Origin of the sequence: Flavobacterium sp. SH_e (assembly GCF_025717045.1) — a bacterium.
Lineage (GTDB): Bacteria > Bacteroidota > Bacteroidia > Flavobacteriales > Flavobacteriaceae > Flavobacterium.
Genome location: NZ_JAOVZN010000012.1, coordinates 314 through 14402, shown reverse-complemented (window position 1 = coordinate 14402; position 14089 = coordinate 314). Strand labels below are relative to the sequence as shown.

Here is a 14089-nt window from a genome sequence, read left to right as displayed (position 1 = left end):
TCTATGGTTGTGTCAGTTTACAAAGTTTTTTCCGATTCCCAGACCAATTCCCCAACTGGCGTAGGCGTTCCATTTAAAGTCATAACTTATTGCGCCAAATATATACCCATCCTTTTGGGAGTTTATGGCCTTATTCAACTCCGGTTTGGGTTAAAAAGAAATTTTTTTACTTAGCAAATTCGCGTCCAAAACCTAAAAGGAAACTCCAATTTTCGTTTGGTTTGTAGATTTCGATTAGAGCTCGAGACCTAGTTTAAGCAGAATTCACCTTAGCTTTTGGAGGGGACTTCACGAAACCCGTGCCACGATTCTGACACGAAACTTCTGTGCGGTTTTGAAAATAATGAAAATGCACTTAAAAGACAAAACCCTGCTGATCTTAAGATCTGCAGGGTTTCCCGTGAATTTTAGCCTTTTTTCTAAACTTTGAAAAGTCTATTTTTAAGCTCTCAGCGGAGAAAGAGGGATTCGAACAAAAATGTAGCATCCCGCTTTTTTAGTGCATTTCTTGGTGTTTTATACATTATTTTGCCATGATTCTGCCAAGAACTTTTTGCGTGTTTTTGTGCATTTTGAAAAGTTACGGAGCAGATTTTCCGTTTAAATAATGTTGTAATTCGTAATTAATTGAAAGGCAAAGTTACAAATTTTTAAGACGAACTAACAGAGAAATTTTTGAAAACCTTTAAGGGATGTTAAAAGGAATTGAGAAGTAATTTAAGATTATATTCTCCTTTCTAATTCTCCAATTTTTTTAGCACATCCATATATTTGTAAAATTGTCTTAATTTTTTGTAGGCCTCTTGATGACAGTTTCATTGATGTTATCATACAACAAAGTACACAAAATATAAAACTTCTTTAGAATTATACTTAATTTATATTTGGAAGAAATTGTAAAAATTCCAAAAATACCGTAGAAATACCTATTGCAAGCTTAAACGTATTTTATTTCTTTACGTCCGATTTAATATCCTCGAAAAAACGAATAAAAATATTGATTCAGATTAAATTTCTTAATGATTTTTAATATCTATAATGACAATAGTAAAATGATTAATCTTCAAAAAAACTTCAATGTTAACAGGTATAAATTTCAAAAATTATAAGGCATTTGAAGAGGGTAAGCTAGAGATAAAGCCTATTACGATACTTTTAGGCGCCAATAGCGTTGGTAAAAGTAGTTTAATTCAACTCTTTTTAATGCTTCAGGAAACTGCTTTGGCAGAGAACTACAAATCGGCTTTAAAATTACACGGCGGTTTTTTTAGTTTAGGAGAGGGTATAAATTTATTTAGAAAAAAGGACATTAATAATCCTTTAAATATCGAAATTGAATTTAATGAACCTACTATAAAAGATTTAATTCAAAAGGATTTTTTTGGACGTTATATGGAAGATGTGATTAATTATTGCTTCTTTATTGTTGCCCGAATTTCAAAAAATGAAGGTCATTTGAATTTTATTAGAAGAAATTTTACAAGACCAAAATCAAATAAACGACAAAATAATGAGATAGGCTTTTTGAGTCCCGATTTAGTTAATATTTTTGATATTAACAGAGAAGACTTGGTGCAATTAATTGATCTCACTTATGAAACTTTGATAAAGTTTCAAGATAAGTCACTAATAAAAGAAGTAACACATTCTAGATACATCTTTCATAGTAATTTAATTGGTCAGACATTAATGTCCAATAGACAAGAGTTAATTGTTACCTATGATTTTTTAAAAAAAATGCTAGATGTGAAAGATACTACAAATGTTAGACTTTCTTATAGCTTTGAGTATATACAAGATGTTCTAAAGATTAAAAAATTTAAGCTTCAATTAGGTATTTCGGAGATTGTCAATGTCGATTTTGATAAAACAGATAATAAATCTTTTATTAAAAGTGAAGTAAAAGATTTTACTGGAGCTACTAGCAAGCAGATTACTGAATTGCGAAGAATTTTTAAAAATAATAAAACTGTATTTTCTTTTATTGAATATAATGAAACTAGTGAATCTCCACTTAGCGTTTCTGATTCATATTTTGTTAATTTCCTTTCGGAAATTATAGATAAAGTCGAAGATTCTTTTAATGGTCAAAGGATAAACTATGTAAGCCCACTACGTGCGCATCCTAAACGTTACTACTTTTTAGACAAAGCAAAAATTAATACTTTTTTAGATACTCTTGATGGCGAAGCAATTGCTGAAATAATTAAAGAGAATAATAATTTAAAAAATAGTGTAAATACTTGGTTTAAAAAATTTAATCTTCACATAGATGTTGGACCAATAAAGGATATTATTCATCAGATTGTTGTTCAACAAAATTCCCTCGATTTAGATATAACGGATGTGGGGTTTGGAGTTTCACAAGTATTACCTGTTATAATTCAGGGATTTTTATCGAAAGATCAAAGTATAACTTTAGTAGAGCAACCTGAAATACATTTACATCCAAAAATGCAGGCTGATTTGGCAGACTTATTTATAGACATTGCAATTCGAAAAAATACTAGAAAAAATACATTCTCATCACATAAATATTTGATAATTGAGACTCATAGTGAATATTTATTAAAAAGGTTGAGAAGAAGAATTTCCGAAGAAAAGATTAATCCAGATCAAGTTGCAATCTATTATATTGAACCACAGGAAGAAACTAAAAGTGCTTCAATTAGAAAAATTGATATAAGTTCTAAAGGTGCCTTTGAATGGCCAAAAGATTTTTATACTGGAGAACTGGCCGATGATATTACTGAGTTTTTAAAAAATCAAATTTAATGGGTATTTACACACTATCAATAAATTATATTGATGGAGTTAGCGCAAACAAAAGTCATTTATTAAATGTATTTTATAAGTTTCCTAATCCTGATAACGAACTAAAAGTTGCTGTTGATAAAACAAAAAAAATATTAGATCACTATTCAAATAATGCGTTGAAAAGTAACGATTTTTTCACATGGCTAGATTTAATGTCTAGAAACCCTTCTGGATTTGAAGTGATAGATGTAAATGTACCTGAAAATATTCATGAAGAGGAAATGTATTTAATGGTAGCGGCAGCGACAAAACCTTATCAAAAGGTAATTGTCAATTCACATCAATATTGGCATAAGTTTAATTATGATCACGCTTGTAGTAAGATTGATTATAATGGCAATAAAATAACTATTTTAGATCGAGATGAAGCTTATTCCGAACTTAACCCAGCATTAGAAACAACTTTAATTACAATTAATAATCATATGAAAAGAAATAATCCTTGGATTTCTGGTAGTTTTTATCTTTTTTTAGCTTTGATGATTTTGATAACCATTGCTACAATTTCTAATTTCGTACCATGGGTGATCCTACCGATAGTATTAATCGGTGGTGTCTTGATCATAGGAATTATAGGCGCTATGCAATTAAGGAATGATAGTAAGCTGAAAGAAGAAAATTTCATGAGTTTAATGGGAATGACATACAAAAGTCTACCATTATTAAAAAATATGTCTGATAAAAAGGAATAAAAATTAATTGAAGATATATAATCTTTAAATCACTTTTTTTAATGCAATGCTTTTTTAAAGTCAACTTTCTAATAAAATTTTGGCTGAGTTAATTGATGATGGTTTTCTATGTGGGGAAAGTAATGACTAATCTTCCCAAATAATACTTAACGCAGTTCCTTTATGAGTGATGCAATGCTCATAAAACTTTTTATTTGAATCTTCATTTTTGACATAATCAAAGCAGTCGATTGCCCAAATTTGGGAGGTTTTCGAAATTTCACTTAAATTGATGTTGTTAAAATATTCTCCCATAACAAATGAAGATGGAATTTTAGGGTTGTTTAGAACATATTTGTAAGGGAAATCATCACTGGAATATTTCCATTTAATAAGACCATTTTCGCCATAAATTATCATAATTGGATGAGATCCGATTTGAGCAAAACGGAACGCACAAGCCGTGACACTAACAGCATACTGAATACTTAGTGTGCTTATTAATTCAAAATTAAATTTTTTTCTGAAAATGTCTGTTTTGAAACGCTCTTCCGGCATTAAAAGGCAGGAGGCAAAATAATCAGCCTCTCTTTCTATTTCAGAAAATTGTGCTTTATTAGTTTTCGAGGCATGGACCTCAAGCATCCCCTGCATCAGGCCAATTCTATGGGAGTCAATTATGTAATGCCCTAATTCATGGGCCAAAGTAAACCTCCCTCGTGGAGAATCAATTCTATTGCCACAGTCGGTATTTATATGAATGTAAAATTGACCATCGTCATAAAAGGTCATTCCGTCAAAAGTTCCTTTTCCGTAGCTATCGTAAAAGACTTCTAGGCCCTCTTCCTTTAAAATGTTTTCTAAAGGAGTAATTTTCTGATCATACTGCAGGGCTATGGACTCTGCAATTCTTTTTATTTTATTTTTCGAAGTGTTATTTATCATCTGAATCACGATGCTTTTTTCTCATCTTATCAATGATATGCTGCGGAAGGCCGCTTTGCCCTTTTCTGGCAACCATTTTCAAATTCTCAATTTCTGCTTTTACATCTGAACTTATATCTAAACTGATTATTTTAGATTTATTGCGTAAACTTCCACTTAAAATTGAGTCGATGTCAATCACAGAGTCTTTTAGCTTAAAATCATAATCATCATATAATTTGTTAAACCTGTCGAGCTGGTGCTCATTCATTGGGTATAAAAATCCTGTCGAATGAAGCCAGTCATCTAAGTTCTCCTCGGAGATTTTGCCTATATATTTTTTATCGATTGCCATTTAAACTATTCAAATAATTGTTAATATGGTCAGTTGCTTCTTTTTTGTAAACTTGAATGGAACTTTGAGCCAGATTTAAAGTATCACGTAATTTTTTAGCGACTTGTCTTGGGATATTTTTTCCATTATTCTGATAGGCCTTATAAGTGAGATAAATTACTTTCTGCTTCTCAGAAAGCCCCAGCATTGCTTTTTCAATGATTTCCAATCTGATTTTTAAGTCTCTTTTTTTGTCAAGATCTTCCCCTACAGTTACATTAATTAGGTCACTTATGTTTTCTACAATAGAAAGGTCTTCCTCTTCTGGTTCGGCGCAAGTGTCGCTTACACCGTATTTCATGAGTTCATTAAATACTATTGCATACAGCCAAATTTTAATGGCTTTATCCATGTCTTTGGACTTTGCTTTTTCCTTATTAAAGGAATGGTATTTCCAGACCTTTGCAAAAGTGCAGTTAGCAATATCTAAAGCAGTAACGCCGCTATGTCCATACTTAGCAGAATAAATTTCAGCTTTCTCGATAACATCATTCTGAAATCTGCTGCAGAAAACTATAAATGCATTTTCAGCTTCATTTGGAAACTCATTCTTAAAAGAGATGTACTCAATAAGTTCATCACTGGATAAGTTTTCAAAGTCAATCTCTGTAGTTTTTAATTCAACTTTCATCTATATATCAAAAGCGTTACTAATGGAATTAGTATATGAGTAGGACTACTAATTTTTTCAAAGTTAAAAAAAAAGTTCCTAATGGAATTAGTATATAAATGAAATACTTACAAATAAAGGCAAATCCTTTATGCCTTAATGTTAAAGGAATATGTTTAATCAATTAATTGTATCAAGATGGCAACGAATCCACCGAAAGACAATTCTAGAAAAGGAGCTGTTAAAGAGCGTTCCCAGACTTACAACCCAAAGACCGATCATTGGGTAAAACGTGACACTAACACGGGTAGGTTTATGGATGTAAAAACATCTGACAACAGTCCTTTCAAAGGAGTAACAAAAGAAAAGTAAGATACTTTTCAAAAACTGATCTCGTGTGTTTTCAATTAGATGCAGAGAGTTGAAAAAATAGGATAATTTTTAAGAGAATGATTGCCTTTATGCAGATGGCCAATAGATAATTATTCCTTTAGTTTAGAATTTTGTTTTCCAAATTCCTGAGAATATGAATAGCGATGAGATTGTTTATTTGAGAGAGGGAGAATTTCCCTCTTTCAATAATATTTAAATGATAATGATATATGGCAGATTTATTTACACCACTATTGAAACCTATTTTTATTAAAGGGGCGGCAATAGTTTGGGAGAACAGAAAACATTTAAGTGTTTTTTTTAGAACCAAATTTGGTTCATATAAGAATAAGGATATTCGATTTTCAATCAGTTACCTTTTTAAGATTCAAATACCAGATACTAATAAATATCTGCTTGTTCTGAACCGAAGGATTGAAAACCAGCTTCAGCCAGTTGGAGGCGTATATAAAAGATATGGTGACGATTCTCTTTTCAATAAATGGGAATATAAGCCTGATAACAAAAGAAATGGCTTGGATACGGATAAGAAAAGCTCTTCAGATCTACGATTTATGGTTAGAGGCAAGTACGTTATTGAGGTGATGAACTGGTTTGAAAGTATGCAGGAAAGGGAAACAGATCCAAATCGGGAATTTAAAGAAGAACTTTTGGATACAAATATCCTGAATTCGGATATTTTTAAGGCTCTCACTTATAGGCATATAAGAAGATATTCTGACAGTCTAAGCTGGAGTAAATACTTTAAGTGCTATGAGGTAAAAATCTATGATGTTTTTGAACTTATTCCAAATGAGCAGCAGAAGAGAAGTCTTATTGATTTAGCTCAGGAGGATTTAGATTTGGCAAGAGGTTATGCAATAGCTGATTGTGATGATATTGAACATCTTCGGCTTGTGGTTGACGGAAAACAGATAGCACGTATTGGAGAACACACAAAACTAATTATAAACAAAACTTTGAAAGAATGATAGATATATTTAAAAACTATGCATTGCAGAGAGATGAACTTCTGGCAAGAATTGCACAGGAATTACAGCTGGATAAAACTCGTTTAGAGCGAATGGAAAGTGCATATAATGCCGTAGCCGACCTTCTGAAAAAAGATGAGGACTTTTTTAAAGATGTAGAAATAGAGGTTTATGCTCAGGGTTCTAAGCGAATAGGAACCAGTATCAAACCTATTAATGATGAGGATTTTGATTTGGACACGGTACTTCATATCTATGATATCTATCATAAATACTCACCTGAAGAAATCTATAATGCATTAGTCAAGGCTTTGGAGAAGGACAGTTATTATAAATCCATAATGGAAAAAAAGAAAAGATGCGTCCGTTTGAATTATAAAAGCGATTTTCATATGGATATTCTACCTGCCTGCATGCCTTCGCATTTTGAAAAACAAAAGATTGCAATTCCGGAGAAAATGATGAGAAGCTGGTCCTCTGGAAATCCAAAAGGCTTTTCAGAATGGTTTTTAAGAATTGCGGATTCGGTTAGAAATCCTGTATTGATAACGCATATGCGTGCTTTGATGGAGGCGAAGGTGGAATCAGAACCTCTGCCTGTGGAGCTATACCAAAAAACACCGCTTCAAAGGGGTGTTCAATTGATAAAACGATGCAGGGATCTATATTATGCGGACAAAAAGTACAGAGTTTCAAGCATTGTTATTACAACTCTGACTGCTCATTTTTACAATGGAGAAAATTCAATTTTTGATACAATTGACAATGTATTGGAAAAGATAAAAGGAAGTTATCTTGATGCTTTAAAATCAAATGCAAAATTTAAAGTCTTAAATCCGGTAAATCCTCAGGAAGATTTTACTGACAGCTGGACTGATGAGCATTTTAAGAGTTTTTATGGTTTTATTTCAGATTTATATATTCAGTGGCAGAATCTTAAAACTTCTTTCGAAACTGGTAAAGACGATTACATAAAACTTTTTGGCGAAGGTGTTTATAAAAAATCTTTAAATGAGCAGATAGTAACTTTTTCGAAGAATACAGATGATGGTTTTACAAATGCAAGCGGTCTAATTATCGGCGGAAAAGCCTATACAAATACTCAAGGCCAGATAAATTCAAATACAGGAATTAAAAATGAATCTCATCACTACTTTGGAAGCTGATCTAGCGGCGAGCAACAGGAAGAATTGGTATGTCTTTTTAATTATCCAAAAGGCATTAGTTGAGCAGCATTTTAAATGGCTGAAAATGGAAGTTAAAAGTGAGACAAAATCTTTATACGGCAGAGGATACTTAATTGTAAACGGAAAAAATTACGACATTGAGCTGTATTATTCGCCATTTTATGATTTTAGATTTGACAGAATCTATATTAGAGATAAATCGATACAATACAGCAGTAAAATTCATTTGTACAGTGATATGTCTTTGTGTCTGTATCACCCAGTGATTGATAAGCCGATAATGCAGATTGTTCCCTTATTTAAAATGATACCTTGGATAACGGAATGGATTGTTTTTTACAATCAATGGAAGAAATATGGAGTTTGGTTAAATAAAGAAATAAAGCACTAATCAGTAAAAAATCATTGATGTAAAACAGATGAAATTTATTTTTTACAGAAGATATTGTTTTTGGAATTCTTCTATTGTCAAATTACCAAGGGCAGAATGTCTTCTGTATTTATTATAAAAGTCCTCTATGTAGTCAGATATAGATTCTTTTGCTTTTTCTTTGGTGGCATATGTGTTATGGTAGACCAGTTCGGTCTTCAGCGTTTTGAAAAAACTTTCCGCAACCGCATTGTCATAGCAGTTTCCTCTGCCGCTCATGCTGCGGGTTATCTGTCCGGTGCCTTCCAGCATCGAAGCAAACCACAGGCAGGCATATTGTGTTCCTCTGTCTGAATGAAAGATCAGTTTCCGGTTGCTCTCCAAGGGACGATTCGCTATCGCATTTTTAAAAGCCCTGATGCTGGTTTCTTTTGCTTTTAGGTTTTCGCTTACAGACCACCCGATTACCTTGCGGTCAAAAAGGTCTATTACCACGGTAAGATACAGCCAGCCTTCTTCGGTTTCGATATAGGTTATGTCCGAAACCCATACTTCGCTGCAGCGTGATGCTTTAAAATCCTGCTTCAGTATGTTCTGTGCTGTCAACAATCTATGGGAAGAGTCTGTGGTTTTTTTGAATTTTGATTTTGCGATGCTGCGAAGATGGTTTTCCATCATAATTTTGGCTACAAAAGCCCTGGAAACTTTAATCCCGATTGCCGAGAGTTCTTTGGCAATTCGGGGGCTTCCGTATCTGCACTGGCTCCAGTGGTAAATCCTTGTAATCTCAGATGTTACAAAAGCTTTATGCGCGGCCCTTCCGGAGAACTGCCTTTTAAGCCATTTGTAATAACAGCTGGGATCCGAGTGAAAAACCCGGCACATCAACCCGATGGGAAATTTATCGGAATGTTCCTTTATGAACTGATATACATCTTTTCTGTCCCGGTGGAGCAATCCGGCACTTCGCTGTAAAATATCACGCTCCAGTCTGATGTTTTTGAGTTCCTTGCGAAGTGTGGCTGTTTCTTTTCTGTCTGAATCAGTACATGCCGTCTGCTGTAGGGTGAGTTTTCCAGCCCGGAAGAGGTTTTTCCAGTGCTGCAGGCTGTTTTTGTTGATCCGAAGCTTGGCGGCGGCGAGCCGCACGCTTTTATGCTCGATGCAGGTCTTGACGGCCCAGATCTTAAATTCGGTGCTGTATTTTTTTCTGCTGCTTTTCATGCTTTCAAAAGTTAGGTGCGTTATTCTTCCTTTAGAATTAAGAATTAAAACGTAAATTATCTAACATTTAAGCTGGCTTGCACTGAATTCGCCTTAACTTTTTGTGGCACTTTTGAAGGGAACTCCATTTTAATTTTGCCACGAACCTGCCATGAAGTTTTTGTGCATTTTTAAAAACATTGAAAACCTGCAGAAAGCTAAAAACCCTGCGAATCATAAGATTTGCAGGGTTTTCCGTGAATTTTAGCCTTTTTTGTAAACTTTGAAAAGTCTCTTTTTAAGCTCTCAGCGGAGAAAGAGGGATTCGAACCCCCGGACCTGTTACAGTCAACAGTTTTCAAGACTGCCGCATTCGACCGCTCTGCCATTTCTCCAGTATATTGCTACCATTTTGTGATTGCGAGTGCAAATATAAGTTGTTTTTTTGATTGTGAAAACTTTTTTGAAACTATTTGCAAAGAAAATGATTGACATATAAAAAAAGAAAATCCTAGATAAAGCTAAAGATTTAATAGTGAGGCAAAAACGAAAATAATGCAATTAAGTCTTAGCTTGTTTTGTGAAATATTTAATTTTTTTTGAGATTTAGATAATTTTACTTTGGGTTGAGGTTTAAGTAACAAATTACAAGATTTGCGACATATAACTAAACCATATAAATGATGACGCTTATAGCAATATTTTTTCCGTGTATCTCCTTTCTTTTAAGAGGTAAAATTTTGACCGCATTACTCTGTTTGATTTTACAGCTAACTTTAATCGGTTGGTTGCCTGCTGCAATATGGGCAGTCATATCGCTTCAGAATTCAAGAGCTGACAGACGTAATGCAAGATTAATAAAAGCAATGCGAAATAGATAATTAATTATTTTTTTACGGTCTATTTTTTGTTTTTCTAGCTGACTTCCTAATATAGTTGTACATTATGATAAAAGTTTCCTTTAAGATCTGCATTGAATGTACATTGAAAATTCTAAAATCGTTAAAACTATTTTGAACAAATAAATTAAGAAATGACTGCAAAATAAAAAATGTTAATTATGAGAATAATTCACGGTCTTTAGCGCGTCTTTTATCTGAATAATATTTGTCCCACCATGGTTTCTGTCTATTGTCTTTTGGAGGAAATTTTAGTTCTAATTTCTGGTTTTTTGCATCAGCTTTTGATCTTGCAAGTCTAAATTCATAGTGATCAAAAATCCTTAATGCTTCAATCATATATGATGTTGCTACTTTTCTGTCTTTAATTAATAATAAATTTTCTCCATTTTTAGAATCTGCAACCCCAGAAAAATTATAGGATCCCATATAAACCCTTGCATTATCGGTATTGAAATCTATAACCAAAAATTTGTGATGCATGCGTATACCACCACCGCCTACAGGCTCTTTTTTAAAAGGTTCAGGAATATTTTCAGCTATTACTGCTGGAGAGACTGGTTGTGGATTTCCGTCTGTGCTTTTTAAATTGATTCCGCCAACAGGTTTATCAGCAATTCCATAAACAAATATTTCCTCTTTTTTGGTAATATTTGTTAGCGCTTCTCTAATTGGGCCGCCTGTTTGTGCAAGAAAAGCCATAGAATATAAAAGACTTGATTCGGTTGATGCAACATCTTCACCAATTGATTCAAGTACAGTATTTTCAGTATTATGAGGAGAAAAGGTTACCTTAGCATCAATTCCATCTAAGCCGAGAGACTGCCAAGTAGCAGATTCTGTATTGTTGAACAATGAAACGGAGTTACTTTTGCCAACTGACCAGAAATTTTTAAATGCTTCATTAAACAATTCTACAGGTTTCTCCCCTGTAAGTATAATGGCATTATTGTTTTGGACAAAAATACCTCGCCATGATAAGTTTGTTGATCCACAAACTACTTTTTTAAATTCAGAGCCATCAACAATTATCGTTTTATTATGTTGTAAGCTTCCCATTTTCTGACGGATCACTTGATCATTTCCAGCGGTAAATGCTAGCATTTCAGCAGCTTTATTTTCCGATGAGCCTTCTTCTCCGTGATCTTTTGAATCATCAATAATTATTTTCAGACGCTTTTTTAATTTTTTTAGACGTTTCACAATTTCTGGCTCATTAAGGTCATAAGCAATTACTGAAACTTTTGCAGTTTTATCTTTGATAGCATCATCTAAAACTTTTAAAATTGCATTGTATGCTTCAAATCCCATCCATGCCAAAGCATCTTTAGAAAGCGGATGTGTTGGTTTAAAATCAAGGCCTTCTTTTGAGTTGGCAGGAAGTAATGTTTTAATTTCGCCTTCTTTCTCAAAACGATCTACAAAAGCTTGGGAAGAAATAAATCCTCGTGTAAAAGTTACATTTAGAGCATTTGGATAAGTTTCTCTCGCAAGTGCTATGGAACATTGTTGGGATTCACCATAACTTAATTCTTTGTTTTTATTCATAAATACTGGTTTAACCACATAAGTAAATAAACCTTGAATTTCAGGATTACGTGGAAAATGTACCCAACGGAAGACCTGCAAGGGACTACGCAATGTATATCGTACATTAGGGTCAGTTTTATCTGCTTCTGGAAAACTGATTCTATTTCTTAATGGAAAGAACTTAGTGCCGTCAGGTTCCATATATTCAATTGAAAAGCCAACAAAGTCAGACGTTGGCTTTCCATTTTTCCAATTCATTCCCAATAGTGCCATTCCGTCTCCACGGTGAACTTTTAATGTAAAAAGAGCCATTTCATTTGTACCGATTACCTGATAGCCGGTGCTTGGTTGATTTGCCATAATACTTCATTTTAAGATTAATAATACCTCCAGATTTGAATGATTTTAAATTATGTTGTGCGAGGGAGATTCTAAAAAGTTAATATTTTGTGCAATTTTTGATAAGTGTTAATTCTGCTTTGAATAAAATGAGAAATCCAAATCTTAGTAATCTGGTTCATTGTTTTATTATTTTGGGTAAGATTATAACGATGTAAAAATAAATCAAAAGTCAAATATTGAAGTAAGTATTTATACTTGTTTTTTTTATGTGTATTTGTTTGATTTACAGGTTTTTATTTGATTTAATGGACTGATCGGCGACTTACCTCTTAAGATCAGTTTTTCAAGAATAAAATAAAACCTATCAATGTAGCTCTGCTAACGAAAATTAGAGAGGAAGATAAGTAGGCATTTCTTTTCCTTCAATTATTTTTTATAAAATCTCTTTTTTAGAGAGGTGAAAGATCTTTACTTTTTTAATTTCTAGCGGAAATTCTAATTTTTTTTGCTAGTAAGATATTTACATTTATTAATAACAATTTAATAGTTAGTTGTTTTTGGGAATTCTTAACATTTTTAGTTTTTGATAGTTTTTGCATAAGAGAGAGAAGATAGTCTTCTCTCTTTTTTTTTGATATTATGGTTTTTAAAATTTCAATTAATTTAAATAGCTACATTAAAAAAAAAACTTAAAATATAATTTTTAAAACTTCTAGTGGCAATTTTAAAAATAGTTTTAAAAGAATTTTGTTCTCTCATTTTATGGGTTTTTACAATTCATTTTTACAATTGATTTTCAGTGTTTTAAAATGGTAAAATGAATATTAGATACTTTATTGTGACAAAAAAGCAAAAATCAAATTGATAATTTAAATGTTATGAAAAATAAATTACTTCCTTTACTATTTGTGTTAGGTGCTTATTCTGCCTACTCCCAAGTAGTAATAGGAAAAGTAGAGCCAAATCCTTCTGCACAGTTAGAGGTATATGCAAATAACAAAGGTGTTTTGATTCCTCAAATAAAATTAACTAGTACTACAGATCGTACTACCATTAAGGATGGAAAAAATGTAAACAGTCTTCTAGTCTTTAACACTGCGACAATTGCAGATGTGAAACCAGGTTATTACTACTGGTATATTGACAGATGGCATAGGATTGCGCTTTCTGATGAAATTGGTGCTGGAGGTAAAACTATTTCTAATACAATAGTTAGCACAGCAGGTAATCTTATTATTAATTTTTCTGATGGAACTAGTATAGACGCTGGAAAAGTAAAAGGAGATCAGGGACCTCAAGGTTTGCCAGGTAAAAATGGTAATGACGGAAAAGGTATTACTGGAACAGCTGTTGATGGTTCTGGAAATCTTATCATAACGTATTCAGATGGTACAACAAAAGAAGCTGGAAAAGTAAAAGGAGATAAAGGAGACAGAGGAGATAATGGAGTAAGCATTTCGGGAACGGCTGTTAATGGTTCAGGAAATCTTATTATTACGTACTCAGACGGTTCTACAAAAGATTTAGGAAAGATATTAGGTGCCAATGGCGCTAATGGACGCGATTTCAAATATGAAGATTTCACGCCAGAACAACTGTTAGCTCTTAAGGGAGACCCAGGAACTAATGGTGCAAATGGTATAGATGGGACGAATGGACGTGATTTCAGATATGAAGATTTTACCGATGCGCAGCTAGAAAACTTACGTGGGACTCAAGGTCTTCAAGGTGAGCAAGGTCTTCAAGGAGAACAGGGGCTTCAAGGTGAGCAAGGTTTG

At 33.0% G+C, this 14089-nt stretch carries 12 protein-coding genes, 1 tRNA gene and 1 pseudogene; 8 read left to right on the top strand and 6 right to left on the bottom strand.

Annotated features, from left to right (window positions below):
• Positions 1–1077 precede the first annotated feature (1077 nt).
• Entirely contained in the window at positions 1078–2775 is a 1698-nt protein-coding gene (locus OD917_RS22015; protein WP_263525526.1) for an AAA family ATPase, read from the top strand.
• Positions 2775–3509 carry a hypothetical protein gene (locus OD917_RS22010; RefSeq protein ID WP_263525525.1) on the top strand — a complete coding sequence of 245 codons (735 nt, stop codon included), beginning with the start codon at positions 2775–2777 and terminating at the stop codon, positions 3507–3509. Before OD917_RS22015 ends, OD917_RS22010 begins: the two co-directional genes overlap by 1 nt.
• Positions 3510–3635: 126 nt before the next feature.
• On the opposite strand, the gene OD917_RS22005 is transcribed toward OD917_RS22010, so the two are convergent.
• Genes OD917_RS22005 through OD917_RS21995 form a run of 3 tightly spaced genes read right to left on the bottom strand, consistent with a single transcriptional unit; the run spans position 3636 to position 5437 of the window.
• Entirely contained in the window at positions 3636–4433 is a 798-nt protein-coding gene (locus OD917_RS22005) for an ImmA/IrrE family metallo-endopeptidase (RefSeq protein WP_263525524.1), read from the bottom strand.
• Positions 4423–4767: a hypothetical protein gene (locus OD917_RS22000; protein ID WP_263525523.1), complete on the bottom strand. Its 345-nt coding sequence runs from the start codon at positions 4765–4767 to the stop codon at positions 4423–4425. Before OD917_RS22000 ends, OD917_RS22005 begins: the two co-directional genes overlap by 11 nt.
• On the bottom strand, positions 4754–5437 hold the full coding sequence (locus OD917_RS21995) for an RNA polymerase subunit sigma (protein ID WP_263525522.1): 684 nt from the start codon (positions 5435–5437) through the stop codon (positions 4754–4756). Before OD917_RS21995 ends, OD917_RS22000 begins: the two co-directional genes overlap by 14 nt.
• Positions 5438–5614: 177 nt before the next feature.
• Here OD917_RS21995 and OD917_RS21990 point away from each other — a divergent pair, with 177 nt between their 5' ends.
• The 4 genes from OD917_RS21990 to OD917_RS21975 all read left to right on the top strand — a co-directional run bounded on the left by OD917_RS21990 (position 5615) and on the right by OD917_RS21975 (position 8358).
• The gene (locus OD917_RS21990) at positions 5615–5788 is read left to right on the top strand and encodes a hypothetical protein (protein ID WP_167398303.1); all 174 of its coding nucleotides are present in this window, start codon (positions 5615–5617) and stop codon (positions 5786–5788) included.
• A gap of 230 nt (positions 5789–6018) precedes the next feature.
• Positions 6019–6780 (top strand): hypothetical protein, encoded by a 762-nt coding sequence (locus OD917_RS21985; RefSeq protein WP_263525521.1) that lies wholly within the window; start codon positions 6019–6021, stop codon positions 6778–6780.
• Positions 6777–7946, top strand: coding sequence for a nucleotidyltransferase (locus OD917_RS21980; RefSeq protein WP_263525520.1), 1170 nt, complete (start codon positions 6777–6779; stop codon positions 7944–7946). Before OD917_RS21985 ends, OD917_RS21980 begins: the two co-directional genes overlap by 4 nt.
• The gene (locus tag OD917_RS21975; protein WP_263525519.1) at positions 7918–8358 is read left to right on the top strand and encodes a hypothetical protein; all 441 of its coding nucleotides are present in this window, start codon (positions 7918–7920) and stop codon (positions 8356–8358) included. Before OD917_RS21980 ends, OD917_RS21975 begins: the two co-directional genes overlap by 29 nt.
• A gap of 42 nt (positions 8359–8400) precedes the next feature.
• Here the strand turns inward: OD917_RS21975 and OD917_RS21970 are convergent, their stop codons facing one another.
• Both OD917_RS21970 and OD917_RS21965 read right to left on the bottom strand, forming a co-directional pair.
• The gene (locus OD917_RS21970) at positions 8401–9561 is read right to left on the bottom strand and encodes an IS3 family transposase (RefSeq protein WP_263525518.1); all 1161 of its coding nucleotides are present in this window, start codon (positions 9559–9561) and stop codon (positions 8401–8403) included.
• Positions 9562–9850: 289 nt separating this feature from the next.
• Positions 9851–9935, bottom strand: a tRNA-Ser gene (locus OD917_RS21965).
• Positions 9936–10220: 285 nt separating this feature from the next.
• Between OD917_RS21965 and OD917_RS21960 the strand changes: the two genes are divergently transcribed.
• Positions 10221–10421, top strand: coding sequence for a YqaE/Pmp3 family membrane protein (locus OD917_RS21960; protein WP_318013914.1), 201 nt, complete (start codon positions 10221–10223; stop codon positions 10419–10421).
• Between the two features lie 177 nt (positions 10422–10598).
• Here the strand turns inward: OD917_RS21960 and OD917_RS21955 are convergent, their stop codons facing one another.
• A complete protein-coding gene (locus OD917_RS21955) occupies positions 10599–12329 on the bottom strand; it encodes a phospholipase D-like domain-containing protein (RefSeq protein WP_263525517.1) in 1731 nt (576 codons plus the stop codon).
• 860 nt (positions 12330–13189) lie between these two features.
• Here OD917_RS21955 and OD917_RS21950 point away from each other — a divergent pair.
• Positions 13190–14089, top strand: a pseudogene (locus OD917_RS21950) (hypothetical protein); the annotation flags it as partial.